This window comes from Magnetofaba australis IT-1 (genome assembly GCF_002109495.1).
In the GTDB taxonomy this organism is placed as follows: domain Bacteria; phylum Pseudomonadota; class Magnetococcia; order Magnetococcales; family Magnetococcaceae; genus Magnetofaba; species Magnetofaba australis.
In genome coordinates, this window is record NZ_LVJN01000019.1 from 654,864 (window position 1) to 678,967 (window position 24,104).

The window sequence follows — 24,104 nt, forward strand, 5'->3', positions numbered from 1 at the left end:
TTGCGTAACGCAGGAGTCTGGTCCGCCAATAGTTGGGTAGAACCTGCGATTCACTATGCAATGATTTTCTGGTTCGCTATGATGAAAAGCGCTGTGATTCGTTAGCTGGCGAAGGCGTACACGCGAGTTGCTATCAGGGACTGGCGGACTACGGAAATGTCGGCGACAACCGCTACTTTCCTAGGTGTCGGGTCCCCCTGAAACCGGACGGCATAATTCCCACCACAAGATTGGCCAGTAGACACAACATCGCCCCGGCCAATGCCGCCAGGGAGACCACATTGGCGATCTTCTGCGCCGTGGACATCTCGAACTCATACGGATGGTAGCGCAGCAGCTTCATCAACTGCGCATGCTGATCGAGACGGAAGTGGTCGCCGGGCTTGCACTGGTTTTCGTCCGGATAGACGTAGCAGGCCGGATTCTTGAAGTTGAAAATATTCTTTTCAAAGCTCATATCCGCCGGACCGGGGCGCAGCGGACGCCAGGGGAAGCGGCCCAGGCGATAGCCGAAGATCGGCTCATAACAGAGAATGGGCGACTGACGCACGATGAGCGAGTCGTTGCGGTTGGCGTGCAGTAGGGGGCGACCTGCGCCATCACGATACATCAGCAAAGCTTCGATCTGGGGCGCGTAATCCTCACGCTGTTTAACGGCGTTGTACTCTTTGACCACAGCCGTGGGGTCATACCCTTGAGCTTGATAGTGCTGTTTGTCAGTCAACGCGTTCTGCGCGATGACGCCGCCCACACAGAGCGCCAACGCCAGCCAGGGCAGGGCTTTGTTACGCCAGGGCAGGGCGTCGAAAGCCCATGCCGCCGCCATGGCGACCAGCACGGTGTAGATCACCAGCCAACGACCCAAAAAACTGGAGCTGCCGAGGACTGGCAGACTCTTGAGAAAGGCGTTCCAGTGCGGTTCAAAGGTGTTGATGGCGAAAGGGAAAAGAATCAAGAGCGCCAAAACGATGCTGTGTGTCTTGGGGCGTGACCAGTCTTTGCTCCAGGGGCGTTGGCGCAACCACAGTAGCGCCACAATCGCCAGGATGATCAGCGGAACCAGCGAGAGGCCATACTCGAACTCATGGCGCTCCAGCCCCCAGGTGCGGTTGTCCATGTAGTGGTTGATGGTCTGCAGATCTGGCGGCGTCCAGAAAAGTGAGCGGACCAGCAGGTCCAATCCCATGAGAATGGTGCGAAAGCCCGGCAACAGATAGTCGACGCGAGGGAATTGCGACAGGAACGCAAACGAGGCGACGATTTTCGCCGCGCTAATAGCCACAGCCAGGACGCACACCCCCGCCCAGATCAGCAGCGGGCGGGCGCGCCAGTGCGTTTGTTGCATGTGCAATGCAGTGGTCAGCAGCAGCGCAAAGGCCATGGCGGGCATCAGCGAGCCCATGCCGGAGATCATGCCGTAGGCCAACAACAGCGCCGCGCCGCTCAACCAGCCCGCTGTTGCCAGTCGCCCGCCCGTATTCACTGCGCGCAGTAGCAGAAAGGCCGCCAGCGGCGTGAGCATGATGGGGTGAAACAGCACATGACCGATGGCTAAGCGATAGGCGAAAAAGCCGTTGAAGGCGAACAGCGTCGCTCCCAGCAGCGCCGCCATGGGCGAGGTTTTGAAGCTATCGCGCAGCAGCAGCCACATGCCCACATAGCCCAGATAGGCGAACAGCAGCAGGGTGATCTGCAACACGGTGAGCGGATCGACGAAAAACGCCAGCCACTGGGGAATCGAGAAGTAGCCGTTCTGCGGATGGGGGAAGGCGGGCAGGCCGCCGCAGAAGGCCGGTGTAAACCAGGGCACAGAAAACAGACCGTTGACGGAAAACCAGTTGTAGCCATCCAGCATGGCCGGAATAAAGCCGGTGTGGTCGTGGCCCAACTTGCCGCTGGCGTTGGGAATCAACGCGCCAAAGATCATCTGATAGGGGATCAGCAGCGCGCCGCCAAACAAAAGCGCCAGCGCCGTTTCGCGTTTACTCGCCTTCATGGTCTGTTTCCGTTTTGATCCTGGTTGTCCTCTCCCCGGAGCTCTGCGCCGGGGAGGTCACCTTAGCACACTCCCTGAGAAAAAAATGCGCCTGGCGGGTTGCATTTTTCCTGCCCCGTTCCCATATAGGCGTTCGAACATCACCTATCAACCCCCGCAAGCAACCGGACCCGACCATTTTTTAGGCGGTCCGAGCCGCGTAAGGAGAATACGCCCCATGAGCGCCGCCGAAACTCGCCAGTTTCAGACCGAAGTGCGTCAACTGTTGGATCTGATGATCCATTCGCTCTACAGCAACAAAGAGATCTTCCTGCGCGAATTGATCTCCAACGCCTCCGACGCCAACGATAAAATTCGCTTTGAAGCGCTGGCCAACGACGCCCTCTACGAAGGCGATTCGGAGCTGAAAATTCGCATCGAGTTCGACAAAGAGGCGCGCACCGTCACCGTGCGCGACAACGGCATCGGCATGAGCCGCGATGAGGTGATCGCCAATATCGGCACCATCGCCAAATCGGGCACCAAGGAGTTCTTCCAGAGCCTGACCGGCGATCAGGCCAAGGACGCCCATCTGATCGGTCAGTTCGGCGTCGGCTTCTACTCCGCCTTCATCGTCGCCGATAAGGTCACCCTGGAGACCCGTCGCGCGGGCGAAGCGAAGGGCGTGCGTTGGGAGTCGGCGGGCGATGGTGAGTACACCCTGGAGGAGATCGAGCGCGCCGAGCACGGCGCGGCGGTGACTCTGCACCTGCGCGAAGGCGAGGATGATTTCCTCGATCACTGGCGCCTGTCGAGCATTGTGCGCAAGTTCTCCGACCACGTCACCTGGCCCATCGAGATGCTCAAGCCCGAAACGCCCAAATTCGGCGAAGAGGAGGAGAGCGAAGCGACCAAGGACGCCGAGACCGTACCCGAGTGGGAGAAGGTCAACAGCGCCTCGGCCATCTGGACCCGCTCCAAGAGCGAGCTGTCCGATGAGGAGTACAAGGAGTTCTACAAGCACGTCGCCCACGACTTTGAAGACCCCTTGAGCTGGACCCACGCGCGCCTCGAGGGCCGTGTGGAGTACTCGGTGCTGCTGTATATCCCCAAAAAGGCCCCGTTCGATCTGTGGGATCGCGACCGCAAGCACGGCGTCAAACTCTACGTGCGCCGCGTGTTCATCATGGAGACCACTGAGGAGCTGTTCCCTCGTTACATGCGCTTCGTGCGCGGGGTGGTGGACTCCGCCGATCTGCAACTGAACGTCTCCCGCGAGATTCTGCAACAGAGCCCCACCGTGGACGCCATCAAAAAAGGCGCGGTGAGCAAGGTGTTCTCGCACCTGGAGGAGCTGGCCAAGAACGAGCCGGAGAAGTACGCCGAGTTCTGGAAGGCGTTTGGCTCGGTGCTCAAAGAGGGCGTGATCGAGGACTTCGCCAACAAGGAGCGCATCGCCAAACTGTGCCGCTTCGCCTCCACCCACACGGGTGAGTCCGAGCAGACCGTCTCCCTGGCCGACTATGTGGAGCGCATGAAGGAGAGCCAGAAGAAGATCTACTACATCACCGGCGAGACCCACACCGCCTGCCTGGCCAGCCCGCACCTGGAGATCTTCCGCAAGAAGGGCATCGAGGTGCTGCTGCTCTCCGACCGCGTGGATGAGTGGCTCTCCACCCATCTGAACGAGTTCGACGGCAAGCCGCTGCAGTCCATCACCAAGGGCGAGCTGGACCTCTCCGAGCTGGAGGGCGAAGAGTCCGAAGCCGAGAAAGAGGCTGAAAAGCAAGCTGAAGAGGCGATCAAGCCGGTGGCGGAGAAGCTCAAGGGCGCGCTGGGCGAGAGCGTCAAAGAGGTGCGCGTGAGCCATCGTCTGGTGGACTCCCCGGCCTGTCTGGTGAGTGAGGAGTTCGATATGAGCGCCTCCATGGAGCGGCTGCTCAAAGAGGCCGGGCAGGACGTCAGCGAAGCCAAGCGCATTCTGGAGATCAACCCCACCCATCCGCTGATCAAGCGGCTGGAGAGCGAGGGCGACGAGAGCCGCTTTGCCGATCTGAGCCACGTGCTGTTCGACCAGGCGCTGCTCAGCGAAGGCGGCCAGTTGAAGGATCCGGCGTCGTTCGTGAAGCGTCTGAACGGTCTGCTCACCGATATGGCGAGCTAAGAGATATCGCGCATGTGTTGCACTGAGCGCCGCCCAACCGGCAATGGTTGGGCGGCGTTTTTTTGGGGGGCGGGGATGGACTATTATATCGGCTGGGATGTGGGCGGCTGGAATTGTGACCGCAATCCCAACAGCCGTGACGCCATCGCGATTCTGGATGCCGATGGCGCATTGACGGGGCGGCGGGTGTGGCGCGGCAATCTGCGTCAGAGCATCAACGACGCGCCGGATGCGCAAACGTGGATTGCGGCGCTGTTTGCTCTGTGCGGCGCGTCGCCGCCAGCGCCCGGCGTCGCCATGATCCTGGCCATCGATACGCCGCTGGGCTTCTCCGATGAGTTTCGCCACCTGTTGGCGGGCGAGGCGGTGGAGGCGATTGGCGACGACTTCTCGCGCAACCCCTATCTCTACCGGCAAACGGAGATCGAACTGGCCAAGCGCGGGCGGCAGCCGCTCTCGCCCCTCAAGGATATGATCGGCTCCCAGGCTGCCAAGGGGATCCACGTGTTGTCGCGTTTTGGATTGGAGTCGATCGCCTGTGGCGTGTGGCGCAATGAGACGGCCAACCTCACCGCCATTGAAGCCTACCCCGGGCCGAGCAAACACTCGCCCACTCTGCGCGTCATGCAGGCGGGGATTCCCGGGTGGGCGGCGTTGCAGGGAGATTGCCAGGACGCCATCACCTGCGCCCTTCTGGGGCAGATGTTCGATCAGCAGAGAAATTTGCTCTTCGAGCCGCTGCCAACGGTCTCCCCAGCCGAAGGGTGGATCTGGGTTCCCAATGATGCGCTGGAGCCTTCGCCAGGGCCCTAGATCACCGTGTCAGCGTCAATTTTCGTTGTAGCAGGGCGGCGCTCCAGCCAGATGTTGAGCATGGAGAGCAGCTTGGGAGGATCGATGGGCTTGGGCAGGTAGTCCGACGCCCCCGCCTGCAAACAGCGATTACGCTCGCCCTGCAGCGCCTTGGCGGTGAGCACGATCACCGGCAGACGTTGATAGTCGGGATCGCGGCGAATCTCCTTGAGCACCTCATAGCCGTCCATATCCGGCATCATGATGTCCAGCAACACCACCTCAATGGCGTCATCTTCGTGCAGTCTCTCCAACCCCACGCGCCCATTTTTCGCCATCACCACCTCGGCGCCCTGACTCTCCAACAGGCTGGTCAGGGCGAAGATATTGCGCATGTCGTCTTCGACCACAAGAATGCGCCGCCCCTCCAGCAGAATTGCGTCTTCGTCGATAGTCGGACTGGTTGCCGCCACCAGCGTGGCCGGTTTGCTTTCGGGCGGCTGCACAGTGGACAGGTGCACAGCGGTGACGTGCGCAGGCTCTTCCGCCGTTGCGGAAGGCGTTGGCTCAGACTGCTCCGAGGCTGCGGCGGGCAGGGCCAGCGCGTCGAGGAACTCACAGCACAACGCTTCGCGCTCCTGGGCGGTGGCGTCGGCCGGGCAGGTCCACACCCCGGCGGCGCGATCCTCCTTGAGTTTGGGCGCGCCGCTGGCGGCCAGCTCCAGCACCGCCAGGGCGTCGCGTTTGACCGCGCCGCAGAGGCGCTCGTAGAGATGGCTCTCATCCACGCCGGATAACGGCGTCGCCAGAATCGCCGCCAACGGATTGTAGAAATTGGCCAAAAACAGCGCCGAGCCCATATCGCCCGCGACCACCGCGGCGAACCCCTGGGCGCGCGCGGCCTCCAGTTGATCGCGCACCGGCTCGTGCTCATTGCCGATCACCAGCACGCTGGCGTCGGTGGGGCGCAGTTTGCGGCGGTCGTCGCGAATGGACTCCACGTCGGTGTCCTTCATATGCGGCGTTTGCGCTTCGGCGCTCTCCTCTTCGGCCTTGCGCAGCGCCTGGAGATCGCCCACCGGCAGCAGCAGCGTGAAGGTGCTGCCTTCGCCCTCCTGGCTCTGCACGCTGAGTAGACCAGAGAGCAGGGTGGCCAACTCCTGACTGATGGCCAGCCCCAGGCCGGTGCCGCCATATTTGCGCGAGGAGCTGTCATCCACCTGCTTGAAAGGCTCGAAGATCAGCTTCAATTTGTCGGCGGGGATGCCGATGCCGGTGTCGCTGACGCTAAAGCGCACCCACGGGATGTCGGGGAAGGGGTGGTCCACCGGCAGGCCGCTGGGGGCATGGGTGGGTTCGAGGGTCACCGTGACTGCGCCGGTATCGGTGAACTTGATGGCGTTGCTGATCAGGTTCTTGAGGATCTGTTCGACCCGCTGGCGGTCGGTGTGCAGCGCCTCGGGCAGGTCGGGTTTGAGATTCATTTTGAATCCCAGTCCCTTATTGCGCGCCACATGGGAGAACAGCTTCTCCAAGCCGTCGGCCAACTCCGGCACACTGGCTTTGTCCTTGAATATACGGATGTGTCCCGCCTCAATGCGGGCCAGATCCAGCACCTCGTCGATGAGCGATAGCAGGTCCGAGCCGGCGGAGTGGATGGTGTGGGCGAACTCCACCTGCTTTTCGTCCAGATTGCCCTTACGGTTCTCCCCCAACAGTTTGGAGAGGATGAGCAGGCTGTTGAGCGGCGAGCGCAATTCGTGGGACATGCTGGCCAGAAAGCGTGATTTATAGCGGCTGCTCTGCTCCAGCTTCTCGATGGTCTCGCGCAGTAGATCCTGATGAATGGAGAGTTCGTTCTTCTGCTGGCGCGTCTGATCCAGCAGTCCTTGCATGCGCGCATGGGCGTCCACCCCGGTCAGGGCCAGGGCCAGGGTGCCGCATGCGCGCTCTAGAAAGCGCCGCGTAGCCTCGCTGAAGGCGCGTCCGGAGCCCAATATCATAACCCCTTTGACCTCTTCGGTGCGGGCGATGGGCAGGCCGATGACGTGCCGTGGCGTGAGCTTGCACACCCCCACATCAATGCGCGCTTGTGGCGTTTGCAGGGGGTCTAACGTCAGTGCGCGACCGCTCTTGGCCACTGCGCCGGGGGCGCCTTCGCCCCAGGGGATGAGCGTCTGTTTGGCGATCTGTGGATCCAGCGCATAGCCCGCCATGAGGCGCAATTGCGCGGGCTGCTCGGCATCCTCAGTTGGTTCGCTCAGGTAGATGACCCCCATATTTAGCTCCAGCAGGGGGCCAAGGGTGTCCAGCGTCTCCTGGCACAGCGCCTTGTCATCATTGAGGCCGCGCAGTTGGCGGTTGAGACGGCGGATGGCGCCCACGCTCCAGGATTGCGTCTCCAGCTCTGCGGCCAGGGGGCGAAACAGAGTCAGGTAGAGAATCGGCGCAGCCAGCACGGTGAACGTCAGGGCGCTGATGAGCGCCAGCAGCGGCGCAGCGTAGCCCTCTACTGACAGATTGATCAGCATGATGGCGACAAACGCCGCCGCCAGGATGGCGCCCATGGCCAGCAACGAATAGAGCCAAGGCGATTTGCCTGAGGCGGGGAGGCGGGGGGCGAGGGGCGAAGGTTGTTCCACCATAATTCAGGATTATCCTATGAGCCAATGACAAGTCGAATTTATTCCTACAGCATCTCTTGAAACGGCGCGCGCTTCAAGGCTGTCGTGGCCGCCGTGCGCCGAACATGGGCGCGGTGTTGTCAGCGCGCGGGCAATCTGGCAAAATTTATGGATTTTTCCAACAAGGCAGTGACGGTCTGGGAGGGCGGATGTCCACGATTCTGGTAACCGGCGGGGCGGGCTATATCGGCGCCCATGTGTGTAAGGCGCTGGCGCGGGCCGGGATGACCCCCGTGACGCTGGACAATCTGGTCTATGGCCATGAACGGGCGGTGAAATGGGGCCCGTTCGAGCGTGGCGATATCGCTGATGGCGACTTCGTGCGCGCGGTGATCGCCCGCCATCAGCCGCGCGCGGTGATCCATCTGGCCGCCTTCGCCTATGTGGGGGAGTCGGTGAGCGATCCCGGACGTTACTATCGCAACAATGTGGTGGGGTCCCTCACCCTGCTGGAGGCGATGCGCGATCTGAAGGTGCGGGATCTGGTCTTCTCCAGCACCTGCGCCACCTATGGCGAGCCGGAGCAGGTTCCCATTACCGAAGCCGAGAAGCAGCAGCCCATCAACCCTTACGGCGCCTCCAAGCTGATGATGGAGCGCATGATGGCGGACTTCTGCGCCGCCCATGGCATGCGTGCAGTCGCGCTGCGCTACTTCAATGTCGCCGGGGCCGACCCCGAGGGGGAGATCGGCGAATCCCACGATCCGGAGACGCATTTGATCCCGCTGGTGCTGGAGGCGGCGTTGGGGCAGCGCGAGGCGATCACCCTGTTCGGCGACGACTATCCCACTCCCGACGGCTCCTGTATCCGCGACTATCTGCATGTGAGCGATCTGGCCGACGCTCACCTCAAAGCGCTGACGTGGTTGGGGGGGCATCCGGGATTTGACGCCTTCAACCTGGGCAATGAGCAGGGCGCATCGGTGCGCGAGGTGGTTGAGACCGCCCGCCGCGTCACTGGTCGGGAGATTCCCCTACGCATCGGCGCGCGTCGCGCGGGCGATCCGCCGGTGCTGGTGGCCAGCAGCGCGCGAGCGCATCAGGAGCTGGGCTGGCGGCCCCAGTTGGGCGCGTTGGCGGACCAGATTGAGACCGCATGGCGCTGGACCCTCAGTCAACACGGTTGAGCGCCGGGCTGGCGCAGGGCGTTTTCTCCGTGGCGTCAACGGGGGGCGTGGGCTATACTACAGAGCTTCCACGACTCGTGGTTGGCCCGTTCTGAAGTGCGTCGCGGGGGCGTCCCGCATCGCGCGCTGGGCTTGTTGACTCATATTTGTTGCGCTATTTGCGCGTATCCTGACCGTTTATTCTGGAGTTCGTAGAGCATGCTCAACGGCAAGACAATTCTGATCACCGGAGGCACCGGCTCGTATGGCAAAAAGTGCGTTGAGGTGATCCTGCGTCACTATAAACCGCACAAGCTCATCATTTTTAGCCGCGACGAACTCAAGCAGTTTGAAATGGGCCAGGTGTTCAGTCAGGAGAAACACGCCTGCATGCGCTACATGCTGGGCGATGTGCGCGACAAAGAGCGCCTGGTGCGCGCCTTCCATGGCGTGGACTATGTGATTCACGCCGCCGCGCTCAAGCAGGTGCCCGCCGCCGAATACAACCCCGATGAGTTCATCAAGACCAACGTGCATGGCGCCATGAATGTGGTCGAGGCCGCGCTGCAGGCCGGGGTGAAGAAGGTGGTGGCGCTCTCCACCGACAAAGCGTGCAATCCGGTGAATCTGTACGGCGCCACCAAGCTCTGCTCCGATAAACTGTTCGTGGCGGGCAAATCCTTCGCCGGCATCGACGGCACGGTGTTCTCGGTGGTGCGTTACGGCAACGTGGTCGGTTCGCGCGGCTCGGTGGTGCCCTTCTTCGAAGAGCGCAAAGCCACCGGCCAACTGCCCATCACCGACCCGCGCATGACCCGCTTCTGGATCACCCTGGAAGATGGCGTGATGTTCTCCCTGCGCGCCCTGCAGGATAGCAAGGGCGGCGAGATCTTCGTGCCCAAGATCCCCTCCATTCGCGTGCCCGATCTGGCCACCGCCATCTGCCCGGAGTGCGAGCAGCCGGTGGTGGGCATCCGTCCCGGCGAGAAGCTGCACGAGGCGATGATCTCCGAAGACGATTCGCGCCACGCCATCGAATTTGAGCACCACTATATTATTCAGCCCGATGAGCAGCTCAAACAGGAGCTGGTCGCGCTGGGCGGCAAACGCTGCCCGGAAGGGTTCGACTACGTCTCCGACGCCAACCCCGACTTCATGACCGTCGAGGAGTTGCGCGAGATGCTTGATCGCATCAAGGAGGACTACCAGATCGAGGACCATCGTTGGGCCCTCGACGGCATGCCCAAGTAAACATCGCAGCGCCGCGTCCGAGGCTTCGGACGCGGCGTTTTGCCTGTTCCCGTCGCCAATCGGCTCTGTCCCGGCGGCGGGATGGATGACCGCCCATGCACAGCAAAACACTCCACGTCGGTTACGATGACCGCGTCACGCCGGTGACCATCGGCGACACCAACCCCCTGGTTCTCATCGGCGGCCCCTGCGCCATCGAAAGCTACGACCACGCCATGATGATGGCCGATCGCATCGGTCAGATCACGCGCAAACTGGGGATTCCCTGGATCTACAAATCCTGCTACGACAAAGATTGCCGCTCCTCGCCGGAGAGCTTCCACGGCGTCGGCCTGGATGACGGTCTGCAGATTCTGGATAAAATCCGCACCGAGACCGGTCTGCCCATCACCTCCGACTTCTCCTCGGCGGATTGGGGCGCGGCCACCGGCGAGGTGGTGGACCTGATGCAGGTGCCCGCCTATCTGTGTCGCCAGACCACCATTCTGCGCGCCGCCGCGCAGACCGGCAAACCGGTGCATCTGAAAAAGGGGCAGTTCATGAGCCCCTGGAACATGAAGAACTCGGTGCGCAAGATCGAGCATTTTGGCGGCAACGAAGTGCTGCTGACCGACCGCGGCACCTTCTTCGGTTACAACATGCTCATCAATGACATGCGTAACTTCCCCATCATGATGGAGACCGGTTATCCGGTCTGCCTGGACGCCACCCACTCGGTGCAGTTGCCCACCTCCATGGGCAACATCTCCGGCGGTCAGCGCGAGTACATCCCGCATCTGCTGCGCGCCGCCTGCGCGGTGGGGGTGCACGCCATCTTCATGGAGGTGCATGACGATCCGGCCAACGCCCTGTCGGACGCCAACACCGTGTTGGATATTCAGTACCTGGAGTATTGCCTGTCTCACGCCAAGGCGATGCATGAAACCCGTCTGGCCCTGTTCGAGAAGTGGGGGGAAGATCGTGTCCACACCGACGACTGATCTGAAAGTCCGCGATGTGATGCTGCAGCCGGGGAGCTTTCCCCAGTGTGAGCCGCGTCTGTTTCTCAAGCTGGCGTTGGAGAAGATGAATGCCGAGAAGCTCGGCATTGTCTGCATCGCCGAGGCTGACGGCAAGCTGGCGGGCATCTTCACCGATGGCGACATCCGCCGCATGCTGCTCAAGGACCAGAAGCCGTTCCCGGCGCTGTTCACCGATGACGTCATCGTGCATGCGGTGAAGAAGCCCACCACAGTGCACCCGGACGATAGCCTGATGCAGGCCATCGAAGTGATGGAGCAGAAGGAGATCTGGGATCTGCCGGTGGTGGATGAGAACGGCGCGCTGTGTGGCCTGCTGCATCTGCATCCGGCCATCAAGGCGCTGCTGGGCATGGCCTGAGCCATGGGCGACGCCGCCCAGCAGATTCTGGCGGTCATCCCGGCGCGCTGGGCCTCTTCGCGTTTTCCCGGTAAGCCGTTGGCCATGATCGCTGGCAAACCCATGCTGCAGTGGGTGTGGCAGCGCGTGCAGGCGGCGCCGTCGGTGGATGCGGTGGCGGTGGCCACCGATGATGAACGCATTGTCGAACTCTGCAACGCCTACGGCGTGGACGTGGTGATGACTTCGCCCGACCACGAGACCGGCACCGACCGCTTGGCGGAAGTGGCGGCCAAACGTCCGGCGCGTCTGTATGTCAACGTGCAGGGCGATGAGCCGTTGATCGACCCGGCGGCCATTGATGCGGTGGCGCGCTGTCTGGATGCGGCCATCAGTCGCGGTATTGGCGTCTCTACCGCCTACATCGAAGGCGCCACGCCGGAGCAGGAGGCTTCGCCCTCCAGCGTGCATCTGGTTCCGACCCTGGATGGCTGCGTGTTGACCTTCTCGCGTCTGCCCATTCCGCTATCGTTCCGCGAAGCGGGAACCCGCAATGTGCATGTGGGGCTCTACGCCTTCACCGGCGACGCCCTGCGCAACTTCTCCCAGTGGGAGCGGGGTCCGGTGGAGCGCGCTGAGAGCATCGAGTTGATGCGCTTCCTGGAGCATGGGCAGCGCATCGCCTGCACGCCCATCGCGCCTGGCTCCATCGGCGTCGACCACCCCGAGGATATCCCGCTCGCCGAGGCGGCCTTGCGCGCCCGTGGCGAGGCGTGATTCTCGGCGCTTTTGGAAGATGAAAGATATTGGGGCTTTGCCCCAAACCCCACCAGGGCTTTGCCCTGGACCCATGAAGGCGCTGCCTTCAACCCGCCAGGGCGCCGCCCTGGACCCGCTGGGGTCGCGGACCCCAGACCCCGGAAAAGTCGGCCATGAATGTCCGACTTTTCCCCCTTTCGTTTAGCGCAAGTGTGATCACTCTGTGCGTCGCTCCTGTTTTCTACCGGATACTCTCCATGCCCGTTCCTGAGAACCTTGAAATCAAACAGCTCGATCTGGAGCTTAATGGCAGCTGCAATCTCAAATGCGAAATGTGCCCCCAGGCCCACGGGCGCGAGCGCGAGTTCCTCAGCAAACTCCCCACCGAGGTGTTTGAGAAGATCGTCACCGACGCTCTGCAGTACGGCGTGCAGTCGGTCTCCCTGCACGGCTCCGGCGAGCCGACCCTGAACCGCGATATGCCCGAACGCATCCGCTTTATCAAGGAGAAGGGGCTCAAGTGCGTCTCCTTCACCAATGGCGTGAAGCTGGACGAGCAACTGGCGCGGGAGATCATCGACGCCGGACTCGACGTGCTGCGCATCTCCGCTGTGGGGCACGATCGCGAAGCTTACCAAAAGTGGATGTCCAAGGATTGCTACCTGGAGGTGCGCGATAACATCAAGCGCTTCGTGGAGCTGAACAAGGAGATGGGTGGGCGCACCGAGGTGCACATGTACCATCTGGCCAGCGACTACGCCAACCGCGACGCCGAGGCCGCCGCCTATCAGCAGAACTGGGTCGCCTACACCGGTGCCTATGCGGAGATCTGGCTGATGCACAACTGGTCCGGGGACCAGGATATCCCCTATGCCCGCCAGCAGATCACCGGCGCCACCCAGCGCCGCACCTGCGGGCGCCCCTTCTCGCCGCTATTGCAGGTGCGCGCGGGCGGGCTGGATGGCCATCATGGCGCGGTGGTGGCCTGCTGTATGGTGCTGGGTAAGGACTCCCAAGGGGTGTTGGGCCATCTGGATGATCAGTCCATCGCCGAGGTGGTGGGCGGCGACGCCTATAACGCCCTGCGCGCAGCGCACCGGGAGGGGCGGTTTGACGATATTCCCTACTGCGCCAACTGCGATCAGCTCTATGACCTGCCCGAATCCCTGGTGTGGACCAATATTCCCGGGCGCAAATATGGCGAATCCAAAGTGGCTGCGGGGGTGGACCACCGCACCTATGGGGAGAAACCGGCGTGACCTATCAGCCGCAGGATTTCGCCATTCTGGTCCCCACCAAGGATCGACCGGAGAAGATGCGCGAGATGCTCGACAGCGTGCTGGCGCAGAACATCCATCCGGGACGCATCATCGTCATTGACGGCAGTGACAATCCCATCGATGCGGTCACCGACGCCTATGCCGACAAGCTGCCGGTGGAGCGTTACGCCTGTCGTCCGCCGGGGCAGATTCGCCAGCGCAACATGGGGATCTCCAAGCTCGATGAATCCACGCCAGTGGTGATTCTGCTGGATGACGACATCGTACTGGAGCCGGGCGCATTTCAAGCGCTGGTGGATTTCTGGAACGCCCACGCCGAGGATTGCGCTGGGGTCTCCTTTAACATCGTCAATATGGACGCCAACCAGCCTTCGACCTGGCGGCGTTTTTTTCTGATGGATGCGTGGGGACCGGGTAGGGTGTTGAAATCCGGCTATAACACCTCGGTTTGCAACGTGTCTGAGAGTCATCGCACACAGTGGCTGCCCGGCGGCGCCACCAGTTGGCGGTTGGAGCTCTTAAAGAAAAATACGCATGAAGAGATTTATGCGAAGCGCGCCCTGTGTGAGGATCTGATCTTCAGCTTCCCCATCGGCGCGCAAGGGGCGGGCCTCTACGTTTGCCACGACGCCCGCGTGCGCCATGAGCATGTGACCGACCACACCAAAAAGGCGGTGCACCGCTACTATGGCAAAGTGGAGACGCTGTGGCGGCTCTTCTTCGTCAGCCGCAACGACGCACTCTCCATCGGCTGGTTCCTGTGGAGCATGTTGGGGACCATCCTGGCGGACCTGATCAATGGCGCGCGCCGGTTTGAGCGGCGGCGCTTGGAGCTGGCGCTGGGACGCACCGACGCCCTGCTCAAAGCCGCCTGGGTCAAGCTGCGCGGCAAGCCGTTGGTGGAGGCGCTGCGCGAGGACGGCTGAGCGCGCCAAGCACAAGCGTTATTGTCCTATAGTCGCTTGAATTCCGAATGACACACTTCCAAACACTCAAATGTTTGCGTGACGTAGGCCCGGCATGCACTGACTATTGGCCGCCGACTGGTCGGCGGCGGGGGCTGGGGGCTCTGCCCCCAGCGGCCACAGGCGAAGCCGTATCTCACAAATTGGGCGGAGCCCACGGTTTGGATTTTGACTTTGGGAGCTCGAGGGCATAGCCCTCGATATCTTTCATGGCCAATATCCCAACTGTCCGATTCTGATTTCAACTGACAATAGCGACTATATTAGTTCTTGGGCGCAGCGGCCTGGACCAGCACCACCCGGTTGCGGCCCTGCTCCTTGGCTTGATACAAACCGCTATCGGCGCGCTGAATCAGGTCATCCACATCACCGCTTGCGCGCACCTGACTGACGCCAAAGCTGGCGGTGACATGGCCCACCACCGGGAACTCCGCCGCCTCCACCGCCGCACGCAGCTTCTCCGCCGCCTTGCCCGCCTGCTCCAGGGTGGTGTTGGGGCAGATCACCAGAAACTCTTCGCCGCCCCAGCGTCCCACCGCATCCACGGTGCGGATGCCCGCGCGCAGCACCTCAGCCATCTTCACCAGCACCCCGTCCCCGGCTTGGTGGCCAAACTCGTCGTTGACCCGCTTGAACTTGTCCACATCCAGAATGATGACGCTAAAGGGGTGGTTGTAGCGCAGGAACAGGTCGTAGTCGCGCGAAAGCGCCGCATCCAGATGGCGGCGATTAAACAGACCGGTGAGCTGGTCGGTGATGGAGATGCGCTCAATGGCCTTCTTGTCTGTGATGTCGCTGCCCACGGCGGTGTAGCTGCTGATCTGTCCGCGGCTATCAAACTGCGGCGTAATGCTCACCTGTTGCCAGAACGCTTCGCCATTCTTCTTGATGTTCTGAATCTCGCCCTGCCAGGTTTTGCCCTGTTGCAGGGCTGACCACATCTCTTCGTAGAGGGCGCCCGGGGTGTCCGGGTGGCGGATCAGCGCTTGGGTGGAGCCGATGAGCTCGCCCGCCGCATAGCCGGAGACATCGCAAAACGCGCTGCTGACGCTGATGATGCGGCCGCTCTCATCGGTGGTGGAGGTGTAGACGTTGCGATCGACAATGCGATGGTAGGCGTAGATCTCTTGTGAGGCTTGATCCAGCTTTTTCTTCATGCGCGCTGGAATCAGCGCCACCATCCATGAGAGCGGAATGGAGATCAGCAGCACGATCAGGCCGATGATGGCGGCGCTGTGGAGGTTGGCCTCCTGCAGACGATCCACCAGCTCTTTGCGCGGAATGAGCAGCAGGCGCGTTTCGTCATGGTTGGGCAGTTGTTGCGCCAGCGAGAAGAGGGCGAACTCCGGTTCGATCACCTCCTGGTTGGCCAGCGCGCGCTGGGCGATCTCCGGGAACTCGGAGGTGAGCTTGGGGCGGCTGGGCAGGTAATGGCTCCAGGACTTTTCCGGATCCGTGTGCGTCAGAAACTCACCGTTTTTATCGATCAGGTAAATGTGGAAAAAGCGCGAGCCGGTGAGCGCATCCAGCAGGCGACTGGCGTGCATATTGATGATGACGATGCCGGCAAACTGGTTGTCCGCCCACACCGGCGTGGCGATGCGCAGAGTGGGCGCGATGGGAACCTCAATTTTGCCGTTTTCCACATTTAAATCGATATTAGAGCGCCATAGCTCCCCTGCGGGCAGCCGCGCGGTCTCTTGAAAGTAGTAGCGGTCGCGTTTGTTCTGCAGTTTGTCCGCGGGCACAACGATGGGCGCGCCCTGATTGCTCTTGCGGTTGACCCGCGCGCGCTCCAGACCGTCGGCGTCGAGATAACGCGCCTGCATAATGTCGGATTCGCTGGCGGCGATGGTCAGCAACAGCGAATTGAGCGTGTCGCGGTCCGCTTCCGCTTGGGACGCGGCGAAGGCGCGCAAAATGGGGTTATCCGCCAGCGCGTGGGTCATGTCCTCGATACGCCTGACAAACTGCCGCAGGGTATGTTGCTTTTGATCGCGCGTGCTTTTGGCCTGGGCGCGGATCTCCTCAATGACATCGGTGAACTGAAGCTGATAGTTGATGGTCGAGGTGGCGCTGGCCACCAGGATGCCAAACACCAGAAACAGGCTGGCAAACAGAGCGTAGTAGCGTTTGGCGCTGAGTTCAGCGAGGTGCATGGGTGGGCTTTCCGACAAGTATGCTTTCCATGATGGGCCCGGGCGGTCGTCTATTGCTCCAAACTTTGGCGGAAATGCGTACAGAGGGTTTGAAAGTCTGTTTCACGCGAACTGGAGCTTCGCCACACCATACCGATCTCCCGGTGCGGGCCTGACTCCTGTAAGGATACCAGTTTTATCTCTTTTTCGCCAATTTGCGCATCGCGCACAGCCATCTGCGGCACGAATGTGACGCCCAATCCCCCTGCCACCATCTGCAGCAGGGTGTAGAGGCTGGCGCCTTGAAACGCCGCTTCGGCGCCATGGCCTTGCAGGCGGCAGGCGGAGAGCGCGTGGTCGGTCATGCAGTGGCCCTCCTCCAATAACAGGAGATCGCCCGGGGAGAGGTCAGTGGCGGAAACCTGAGCCTTGTCACATAACGGGTGCTCTTTGGGCAGCGCCAGAAGAAAATCCTCCTGCCAGAACACCTCAGCATGCAGCGCGCCGATGGGGTAGGGAAAGGCCAATATCGCCGCGTCCAAGCGCCCGCCTTGCAGCATCTCCACCAGGGTGGAGGACTGCTCCTCCACCAGGATCAACTGCAACTGTGGGTAGTGTTGGCGAATATCGGGTAGAATACGCGGCAGCAGAAAGGGTCCGATGGTGGGAATGACCCCCAATTTCAAGGGACCACAGAGGGGTTCATCGCCCCATTTGGCCAATCGGGTCAGCTCTTCGGCGTCGGCGATCAGTTGGTGCGCGCGTTCGGCGATGCGCTCTCCCAGAGGGGTGGGCATGACTGAGCGTTTGGTGCGCTCCAGCAGGGTGGCGCCCAGGCGGGACTCCAGATCCTGAATCCCGGCGCTGAGGGTGGATTGGGTCACCCCCATGCGGGCGGCGGCGCGGCCAAAGTGGCGCAACTCCAGCACGGCGATGAAGTATTGCAACTGGCGCAGGGTCGGAAGATGGATCATCGGATTTTCCTGTCAGTGATAAGAAAATAACCAATTGGACCGATTGTGCGCCTGGTGCTAGGGTGATTGCAACGTTCACTATGTATTTGGCAGACAGCAGTGGGAGAGAGATGATGAAACCGATTGTGATTCTCGGCACGGGTTTGGCGGGCTACGGCGTGGCCAAGGAGCTGCGCAAAAAGGGCGCGAGCGCGCCGCTGATCTTGATTACCCAGGACGATGGCCGCTTCTACTCCAAGCCGATGCTCTCCGGCGCCCTGGGCAAAGGGCAGGACGCCGATGCGCTGGCGTCGGCCAGCGCCGAGAAGATGGCGCAGGATCTGGACGCCGAGGTGCGTGTCCACACCAGCGTGGACGCCATCGATACCGCAGCGGCGGAGATCACCATCGGCGCTGAGCGGATCGCTTACGCCAGTTTGGTGCTGGCGGTGGGCTCTTCGCCGATCCGTCCGCCCATGCAGGGCAGCGGCGCCGAGGATGTGCTCAGCGTGAATAATCTGGGCGACTACGCCCGTTTCCGCGCAGCGCTGGAAGGGACCAAGCGGGTGGCGGTGATCGGCCCGGGCTTGATCGGTTGTGAGTTCGCCAATGACCTGCTGCAAATCCAGCGGGATGTGACTCTGATCGGTCCGGACAAGTGGCCCATCAGCGCGCTGCTGCCGGAGCAGGCGGGGCGCGCCCTACAACAGAGCATGGCGCAGGCGGGGGCGCAGTGGGAGCTGGAGACCTTCAATGGCGACATCGAAAAAACCGCAGACGGCTACCGCACCGAGCTGAAGAACGGCCATGTGGTGGAGGCGGATCTGATTCTGTCGGCAGTGGGGGTGCGCGCCAATATCGGCCTGGCGAAAGAGGCGGGGGTGACGGTCAATCGCGGCATCGTCACCGATGCGCAGATGCAAACCAGCGCGCCCAACGTTTACGCTATCGGCGACTGCGCCGAAGCCCACGGGCGCAATCTGCCCTTCGTGGCGCCGCTGCTGCTGCAGACCAAGGCGGTGGCGGCGACGTTGACGGGAACCCCAACTGAGGTGGCCTATCCGCACATGCCGGTGATCATCAAAACCACCCTGCACCCCATCGTGACGCTGCCGCCTGCGCCGGGCGCGGCGGGGGCGTGGCAAGTGGAGGGCGACGCAGAGGGCGTGTTGGGCCGCTTCCACAATGAGGCGGGCGAGATGATCGGCTTCTGTGTGACAGGCAATCAAACGGCGCAGAAGTCGGCCCTGGTCAAGCAGATGGCGCCGGTGGGCGGATAACGCAAGAGAATATTGCAGGGGAGTGGCGGAGGGCGGCGCGATTGGCTCAAGGAGAGCCGGTCGCGTCGTTTTGCATTGGGGGGGTTACTGGGCGTCGTCGTCGCTATCGGGATTGGCGTGCTTGCCGTCGACAATGGCCAGCACCTTGTTGCCCGGTTCGGTATAGATCAGATTCTTGAAGCTCATGGCGCGGGACATGGCGATGCCGCGTCCATGGGTGTCAAACGCCCGTTTGGGGTCGAACTCCAAATACTTCTCCCAGTCAAATCCATGCCCTTCATCTTCGATGAAGAAGTGCAGGTCGCCTTCATCATCCATGGCGTAGGTGACGCTCACCGACTTTTCGCAATGTTCCGGCAGATCCAGGCGGCGCTCCACCTCTTGAATCCAGGCGCCCTGAAGATTGAGCGCGCTCTTCTCTTCGTAGGTGATGCCCAGATTGCCGTGTTCGACCGCATTGATAAGCAGCTCTGAGAGCCCCATGGCCACCTGGTCGGGATCTGGACACAGCGAGGCCAGGAAGGCGGCCAGATCCAACCCCTCATCCAGGGTGCGGAATTCAAATGCGCCGCTCTTCATCAGCTTCATGATGCTGCTGAAGCGTTTGGCTTCGGTCTGGAGTTGGCGGAAATCGCGGCGCTCGGCGATGGCGGTCTGCACCACCGCCAACAGCGTATTCTGGTCAAACGGTTTGGTGATGTAGTAGTAAGCCCCGGCGCGCAGCCCCTCCTGGATCTCCTCCTGGGAGGTCTTGGCGGTCTGGAACACCACCGGGATCTTCTTCAGTTCCGGGTCCTCTTTGACCCGCTTGAGCAGGCTCAAGCCATCCAGACGCGGCATCATGCGGTCCAGCAGCACCACATCGATGGCGCCACGGCGCTCCTGCATCACCTTCCAGCCATCTTCGCCATCTTCCGCCAGCAGCACTTCATAGTGTTCCTCTTCGAGTAGATCGTCGAGCAACTCGCGGTTGAGGGGGTCGTCGTCAACGACCAGAACGATGGGGGTGTCCGCCATAAAGAAAACCTCGTGAGATCCCTATCCAACAGCCAGTAATAAATTTCATTCAGAGGGGTCGCGCGGCGCATCCTTGGGCGCAAACGGCATGATGCTGGGAATCATGACATGCAGTTCGGTGCCGCCGCCATGGGTCAATTCCGCCCAAATCCGTCCATGGTGGGCGCTGACAATCTCTTGGCAGATGGCCAGCCCCAGTCCGGTGCCGCCAGCGCCGGTTTTGGTTTTGCTCGACTGCACAAAGCGGTCGAAGATCAACTCCAGCTCGTTTTCCGGCACGCCCACGCCGTGGTCGCGCACGCACAGATGCACGGCGGGCACGATCTCCGGGTCATTTTTGCGTCGTCCGCCGCGCATGGCGTCCTTGTCCAACAGCAGTTCGATGACGCCGCCGGGTTCAGAGAACTTAATCGCATTGGAAAGCAAGTTTCTGACCACTTGCAGCATCTTGCCTTCATCCATCAACGCAATGGTCTCCTGCGCCAGAAGGGTGACCTGTACCTCCAGATCACGCTCTTTGCTCAGGGCGTCGAACTCATCGCAGGCCATGCGCACCACATCGGCCAGATCGGCGTTGCGTTTGATAAAACGCATGCGGCCCGCTTCCAGCTTGGCCAGATCCATCAGATCATTGAGCAGCTCCAGCAGCCTCTGACCGCCGCGTTGCACGTTGGTCATGTAGCGTTTGAGCTTGTCGGACTCCTCGCACTGGGTGCTCTCCAGGCGTTTGAGCGCGCGTTCGGAGAAGCCGAGGATGCCGTGCAGCGGGGTGCGCAGCTCATGGCCCATATTGGCCAGAAACTCCGACTTGGCCTGTTCGGCGGCCAGCGCCGCCTTCTCGGCGTTCTTGATCTCGATAAGCGAGCCCAGGGTGTTGGCGATGGTGCGGATGAGCCGCTGCTCGCGTTCGCTAATGTGGCCGCCAACGGTGATGTAGAGGGTGATCACGCCCAGCAGCTTGCGCCGTTTGCCCAGAATTTTCACCGCCATATGGCCATGGGGTGAGATCTCCGGATATTGCAGATCGTGCAGATCCTCCTCCTGCGAGCAGCCTTTGGTGATCAGCAGGTCGGTTTCCGGCTGTTGCGCCAGGCGTCCGCAGACGCAGTAGCCATAGGTGACGGCGCTGCACAGGGTGGGGATGGGGCTATCCTCCACCCCCTGATGGGTGGCCAGCAGCAGCACGTCGGGCTGGTTGTCGTCGGTGAGGAAGATCGCCCCTTTGGGCAGCATGTTGAACTGCGGCAGCGCCAGGATGATACTGAGCGCCTGATTGAGAATATCCTTCAGCGGGGCCAGTTGTAGCGCCAGGCGGGTGATCTGGTGGATCACCTGCTGGTTGGCGTGGGCCGCCTGTTCGATCTCCACGCTGCGTTGCAGGCGCGCGGAGATGTCGCTCTGCTCCTGCATTGCCTGCTGCAGCGATTGGGTCTGCTTGTCCACCGCCCGCTTCAGGTGGGTGACGTCGCGATAGACCACCCCCACGCGATCCGCCGACAGCGGCAGACAGCGGATCTCCATCCAGCGCGCGCCCTGGCGGGTCTGGATCTCCTGCGGCGGCATGTGCACGCTTTGCTGATGCTTGAGGGTATCCAGGCAGGCGTCGTAGAACTCGATCTCCTGCGCATCTGGATGCACCTCTTGCGGCTTCATCCAGATGCCGGAGTTGTTGGGACCGACGAAAAAGGCGTTGGCGGCGTCGTTGAGCCAACAGCAGATCAACGGATCTTGCGGTTCGTTGTGCTGATGCCGCCAGATGGTCACGCCGCTATCGAGCCGACTGACCAGATAGGCGCTCTCCTGGCAGTAGAGTTTGCCGCTGTCGAGAGGGTCGCGGGTGGCGCCTTGGCGGGTCTGGTGGGCGTGGGCCCGATGCAGCACGATGCGTTGCTGCAGAAACTCCGGCGGGCAGTTGGTGGGCAGAATGTCGCGCACGCCATAATCGAGCAGACGCGCGCTCAGATCCGGGGAGAGATCCGCCAGAATCAGAATCGGCGCCGGGGCGCAGGCGCGATTTTGTATCTGATTGTACAACGACAGCAGCGCCGCCAACTCAGTGGTCTTTTGCAGGTGCAGGATGATCACCGCTCCCTGTTCAAAACGGTCGCTCTCCGGCATCGGCTCCAGCCGCAGCAGGCGTATGCGCAGCTCGGGCGTCTCATCAAACGCCCGACGCAGCGTTTCGCCGCCGGGCGGAGCGTCGTCGAACCAAATAACAGGCAGTGCGCTGGGTTCAATCATTCCGTTGGGCTCTCTTACCCATCCATCAATGCGCGAAATGCCAGTAGATTATCATACGTGATAACAGCTTGCTAAGGCTCTCTGTCGCCTACTGTTTTGCGGCGGCCAATTTGTCCATCCACACTTCCAGCCCCTGGACGTTGATGACGATGTCCGGGGCCATCAGCGCCTCTTTGGTCGTCAGGTCCAGATGTCCGCCTGCGCCCGCCCGCTCCAGAAACTCCAGAAACAGCGCGCGCATGCCCTCGGACAGGTGCGCCGTGCGCTCCGCGCCGGGGGCTTGCGGGGCGTTGCGGCACAGCGCCACAATGCGTTGCAGTTGGGCGTGCAGCGCGTCGCGATGCTCAGGGCGGTAGGCCAGGGCGTCGAAGTGGGTCAGATAGAGCCACTGGGGATCCTTATCCGCCAAGCGGTCGATGGCGGCGTGAGCGGCGTCGGGGTCGAACTGCACCGGGGTGGTGGTGGGGTAGATCCAGGCGGCGCCGTCGTGGTCGAATTCGCGATAGGAGATGCCGAAGGCGTCGCCGGTGAACAGGCCGCGGGACTCGTCGTCCCACACCACATAGTGGTGTTTGGCGTGGCCCTCCACATGCAGCAGCTCCAGCGGGCGGCCCGCCAGCTCCAACTGCATGCCGTCGGCGCTCTCAATCACGCGTTCGGCGGGGGCGGGGACGATCTCGCCATACAGGGCGAAGTATTTCTCTTCGCCATACACGGCGATGGAGCCAGCGATGAGTTTGGACGGATCGATCATGTGGCGGGCGCCGCGCGGGTGGACCACCAGCTTGGCGTTGGGCAGACTCTCTAATAGCGCCCCGGCGCCGCCGGCGTGGTCCAGGTGCACATGGGTGATGAAGATATAGTCCACATTCTCCCGCGCCACCCCGGCGCGATCCAGAGCGTCGAGGAAGCGCGGCGCCGAGAAGCGGGTGCCGGTCTCGATGATGGCGCCGCGGCCGTTGTGCGCCATGACATAACCGGCGGCCAAGCCGGGACGGACATAGTCGACGTCAACACGGGTCAGACCGTGGGGGAGATCGTGCAGAATGGCGTGTTCCATAGCGGGGTGTGATCCTTGATGCGAATTTCCATTGTGATGCCGGTGCACAACGCCGCAACGACGCTGCCCACGTGTCTACAGAGTATAGTAAACCAAACCTGTCGCGATTTCGACATGGTGGCGGTGGATGATGGCTCGATTGATGGCTCGGCGGCGTTGATCGAACAGTGGGGCGCGCAGAGCGGCGTGGCGGTGACGCTGCTGCAGCCGGGGCGGGTGGGGCTGGCCACGGCGCTGCAGTTGGGGCTGGAGGCGGCGCGTGGGGCGTATGTGGCGCGCATGGATGGCGATGATGTGATGGCCCCGCAGCGGTTGGCCAAGCAGGCGGCTTTTTTGGACGCCAATTCGCACATCGACGTGGTGGCGACCCAGGCGCGCATTGTGCCCGAGGCGGCGCGCAACCCAGGTCTGGATCGCTATATGGCGTGGCAGAACGGCTGTTTGACGCCGGAGCAAATCGCCCGGGAGATCTACTGGGAGTCGCCCATTGCCCACCCGACCACCATGTGTCGGCGGCGGGTGGTGTTGGCCCATGGCGGCTATCGGGAGGGGGATTTCCCCGAGGATTACGAGCTGTGGCTGCGCTTGATCCACGCCGGGGTCAAGTTGGCCAAGCTGCCGGAAGTGTTGCTGGATTGGCGCGATTCGCCGACGCGCTTCTCCCGCGCCGACCCCCACTGCGCGCGCGCCGCGTTCGATCGGGTGCGCGCCGACTACCTGGCGCGTGATGCGCGCATAACCGGAGCGCGCCCGGTGGCGGTGTGGGGGGCGGGGCGGCGCACGCGGCGGCGGCTGGATGGATTGTGGGCGCGCGGCGTGGCGTCGGTGGCGTGGATCGATATCGATGCGCGCAAAATCGGCAATCGCATTCAGGGCGCGCCGGTGGTTGCGCCAGAGTGGCTGCGGGATACCGCGCCGCACCCTTTTGTGCTAGCCGCCGTGGCCAGCCATGGCGCGCGGGAGTTGATTGAGGCGGATCTGTCCGACATGGGCTATCAACCCGGCGAAGATTACCTGATGGTGGGATGAATTGCCGGGCGGGGCGGACCGTTTTGCCGCATTTCTCGCTGAAAGTGAGAG

18 protein-coding genes are annotated in these 24,104 nt (G+C 62.1%); 11 read left to right on the top strand and 7 right to left on the bottom strand.

Annotation, left to right across the window (positions count from 1 at the left end; all coding sequences use genetic code 11):
- Positions 1–172: 172 nt before the first annotated feature.
- Positions 173–1,996 (bottom strand): glycosyltransferase family protein, encoded by a 1,824-nt coding sequence (locus MAIT1_RS12075; protein WP_085442513.1) that lies wholly within the window; start codon positions 1,994–1,996, stop codon positions 173–175.
- A gap of 217 nt (positions 1,997–2,213) precedes the next feature.
- Here MAIT1_RS12075 and htpG point away from each other — a divergent pair, with 217 nt between their 5' ends.
- On the top strand, positions 2,214–4,139 hold the full coding sequence (gene htpG / locus MAIT1_RS12080; RefSeq protein ID WP_085442514.1) for a molecular chaperone HtpG: 1,926 nt from the start codon (positions 2,214–2,216) through the stop codon (positions 4,137–4,139).
- A gap of 75 nt (positions 4,140–4,214) precedes the next feature.
- Complete coding sequence (locus tag MAIT1_RS12085) at positions 4,215–4,952, top strand: hypothetical protein (RefSeq protein WP_085442586.1); 738 nt, start codon at positions 4,215–4,217, stop codon at positions 4,950–4,952.
- Here MAIT1_RS12085 and MAIT1_RS12090 read toward each other — a convergent pair.
- Positions 4,949–7,576 carry a hybrid sensor histidine kinase/response regulator gene (locus MAIT1_RS12090; RefSeq protein ID WP_085442515.1) on the bottom strand — a complete coding sequence of 876 codons (2,628 nt, stop codon included), beginning with the start codon at positions 7,574–7,576 and terminating at the stop codon, positions 4,949–4,951. The genes MAIT1_RS12085 and MAIT1_RS12090 overlap by 4 nt on opposite strands.
- 188 nt (positions 7,577–7,764) lie before the next feature.
- Between MAIT1_RS12090 and galE the strand changes: the two genes are divergently transcribed.
- From galE to MAIT1_RS12125, 7 genes are all read left to right on the top strand, one after another.
- Positions 7,765–8,742 (top strand): UDP-glucose 4-epimerase GalE, encoded by a 978-nt coding sequence (galE, locus tag MAIT1_RS12095; RefSeq protein ID WP_085442587.1) that lies wholly within the window; start codon positions 7,765–7,767, stop codon positions 8,740–8,742.
- A 198-nt stretch (positions 8,743–8,940) separates the two neighbouring features.
- Positions 8,941–9,972: a UDP-N-acetylglucosamine 4,6-dehydratase (inverting) gene (gene pseB, locus MAIT1_RS12100; RefSeq protein ID WP_085442516.1), complete on the top strand. Its 1,032-nt coding sequence runs from the start codon at positions 8,941–8,943 to the stop codon at positions 9,970–9,972.
- A gap of 95 nt (positions 9,973–10,067) precedes the next feature.
- Complete coding sequence (gene kdsA, locus MAIT1_RS12105) at positions 10,068–10,952, top strand: 3-deoxy-8-phosphooctulonate synthase (RefSeq protein ID WP_085442517.1); 885 nt, start codon at positions 10,068–10,070, stop codon at positions 10,950–10,952.
- Positions 10,953–10,971: 19 nt separating this feature from the next.
- A complete protein-coding gene (locus MAIT1_RS12110) occupies positions 10,972–11,352 on the top strand; it encodes a CBS domain-containing protein (protein WP_085442518.1) in 381 nt (126 codons plus the stop codon).
- 3 nt (positions 11,353–11,355) lie between these two features.
- Entirely contained in the window at positions 11,356–12,108 is a 753-nt protein-coding gene (locus tag MAIT1_RS12115) for a 3-deoxy-manno-octulosonate cytidylyltransferase (RefSeq protein WP_085442519.1), read from the top strand.
- Positions 12,109–12,347: 239 nt separating this feature from the next.
- Positions 12,348–13,349 carry a radical SAM protein gene (locus MAIT1_RS12120; protein ID WP_158089461.1) on the top strand — a complete coding sequence of 334 codons (1,002 nt, stop codon included), beginning with the start codon at positions 12,348–12,350 and terminating at the stop codon, positions 13,347–13,349.
- Positions 13,346–14,296, top strand: a complete 951-nt coding sequence (locus MAIT1_RS12125) for a glycosyltransferase (protein WP_158089462.1) — start codon at positions 13,346–13,348, stop codon at positions 14,294–14,296. The genes MAIT1_RS12120 and MAIT1_RS12125 overlap by 4 nt, the downstream gene beginning before the upstream one ends.
- Positions 14,297–14,598: 302 nt before the next feature.
- On the opposite strand, the gene MAIT1_RS12130 is transcribed toward MAIT1_RS12125, so the two are convergent.
- Together MAIT1_RS12130 and MAIT1_RS12135 are read right to left on the bottom strand one after the other, a co-directional pair.
- Complete coding sequence (locus tag MAIT1_RS12130) at positions 14,599–16,494, bottom strand: sensor domain-containing diguanylate cyclase (protein ID WP_085442522.1); 1,896 nt, start codon at positions 16,492–16,494, stop codon at positions 14,599–14,601.
- A 50-nt stretch (positions 16,495–16,544) separates the two neighbouring features.
- Entirely contained in the window at positions 16,545–17,447 is a 903-nt protein-coding gene (locus tag MAIT1_RS12135) for a hydrogen peroxide-inducible genes activator (RefSeq protein WP_085442523.1), read from the bottom strand.
- A gap of 110 nt (positions 17,448–17,557) precedes the next feature.
- Between MAIT1_RS12135 and MAIT1_RS12140 the strand changes: the two genes are divergently transcribed.
- The gene (locus MAIT1_RS12140) at positions 17,558–18,706 is read left to right on the top strand and encodes an FAD-dependent oxidoreductase (RefSeq protein ID WP_241893465.1); all 1,149 of its coding nucleotides are present in this window, start codon (positions 17,558–17,560) and stop codon (positions 18,704–18,706) included.
- A gap of 84 nt (positions 18,707–18,790) precedes the next feature.
- Here the strand turns inward: MAIT1_RS12140 and MAIT1_RS12145 are convergent, their stop codons facing one another.
- The 3 genes from MAIT1_RS12145 to MAIT1_RS12155 all read right to left on the bottom strand — a co-directional run bounded on the left by MAIT1_RS12145 (position 18,791) and on the right by MAIT1_RS12155 (position 23,024).
- Entirely contained in the window at positions 18,791–19,723 is a 933-nt protein-coding gene (locus MAIT1_RS12145) for a response regulator (RefSeq protein WP_085442525.1), read from the bottom strand.
- A 45-nt stretch (positions 19,724–19,768) separates the two neighbouring features.
- Positions 19,769–21,964 carry a GAF domain-containing sensor histidine kinase gene (locus MAIT1_RS12150; RefSeq protein WP_085442526.1) on the bottom strand — a complete coding sequence of 732 codons (2,196 nt, stop codon included), beginning with the start codon at positions 21,962–21,964 and terminating at the stop codon, positions 19,769–19,771.
- Between the two features lie 88 nt (positions 21,965–22,052).
- Positions 22,053–23,024 (bottom strand): MBL fold metallo-hydrolase, encoded by a 972-nt coding sequence (locus MAIT1_RS12155; protein WP_085442527.1) that lies wholly within the window; start codon positions 23,022–23,024, stop codon positions 22,053–22,055.
- An 18-nt stretch (positions 23,025–23,042) separates the two neighbouring features.
- Here MAIT1_RS12155 and MAIT1_RS12160 point away from each other — a divergent pair, with 18 nt between their 5' ends.
- Positions 23,043–24,053 carry a glycosyltransferase family 2 protein gene (locus tag MAIT1_RS12160; protein ID WP_085442528.1) on the top strand — a complete coding sequence of 337 codons (1,011 nt, stop codon included), beginning with the start codon at positions 23,043–23,045 and terminating at the stop codon, positions 24,051–24,053.
- Positions 24,054–24,104: the final 51 nt, after the last annotated feature.

Bases quoted from the DNA above. Each gene is read 5' to 3' on its own strand.
- MAIT1_RS12075 (WP_085442513.1), bottom strand. From the start codon at position 1,996: ATGAAGGCGAGTAAACGCGAAACGGCGCTGGCGCTTTTGTTTGGCGGC.
- htpG (WP_085442514.1), top strand. From the start codon at position 2,214: ATGAGCGCCGCCGAAACTCGCCAGTTTCAGACCGAAGTGCGTCAACTG.
- MAIT1_RS12085 (WP_085442586.1), top strand. From the start codon at position 4,215: ATGGACTATTATATCGGCTGGGATGTGGGCGGCTGGAATTGTGACCGC.
- MAIT1_RS12090 (WP_085442515.1), bottom strand. From the start codon at position 7,576: ATGGTGGAACAACCTTCGCCCCTCGCCCCCCGCCTCCCCGCCTCAGGC.
- galE (WP_085442587.1), top strand. From the start codon at position 7,765: ATGTCCACGATTCTGGTAACCGGCGGGGCGGGCTATATCGGCGCCCAT.
- pseB (WP_085442516.1), top strand. From the start codon at position 8,941: ATGCTCAACGGCAAGACAATTCTGATCACCGGAGGCACCGGCTCGTAT.
- kdsA (WP_085442517.1), top strand. From the start codon at position 10,068: ATGCACAGCAAAACACTCCACGTCGGTTACGATGACCGCGTCACGCCG.
- MAIT1_RS12110 (WP_085442518.1), top strand. From the start codon at position 10,972: ATGCTGCAGCCGGGGAGCTTTCCCCAGTGTGAGCCGCGTCTGTTTCTC.
- MAIT1_RS12115 (WP_085442519.1), top strand. From the start codon at position 11,356: ATGGGCGACGCCGCCCAGCAGATTCTGGCGGTCATCCCGGCGCGCTGG.
- MAIT1_RS12120 (WP_158089461.1), top strand. From the start codon at position 12,348: ATGCCCGTTCCTGAGAACCTTGAAATCAAACAGCTCGATCTGGAGCTT.
- MAIT1_RS12130 (WP_085442522.1), bottom strand. From the start codon at position 16,494: ATGCACCTCGCTGAACTCAGCGCCAAACGCTACTACGCTCTGTTTGCC.
- MAIT1_RS12135 (WP_085442523.1), bottom strand. From the start codon at position 17,447: ATGATCCATCTTCCGACCCTGCGCCAGTTGCAATACTTCATCGCCGTG.
- MAIT1_RS12140 (WP_241893465.1), top strand. From the start codon at position 17,558: ATGATGAAACCGATTGTGATTCTCGGCACGGGTTTGGCGGGCTACGGC.
- MAIT1_RS12145 (WP_085442525.1), bottom strand. From the start codon at position 19,723: ATGGCGGACACCCCCATCGTTCTGGTCGTTGACGACGACCCCCTCAAC.
- MAIT1_RS12150 (WP_085442526.1), bottom strand. From the start codon at position 21,964: ATGATTGAACCCAGCGCACTGCCTGTTATTTGGTTCGACGACGCTCCG.
- MAIT1_RS12155 (WP_085442527.1), bottom strand. From the start codon at position 23,024: ATGGAACACGCCATTCTGCACGATCTCCCCCACGGTCTGACCCGTGTT.
- MAIT1_RS12160 (WP_085442528.1), top strand. From the start codon at position 23,043: ATGCGAATTTCCATTGTGATGCCGGTGCACAACGCCGCAACGACGCTG.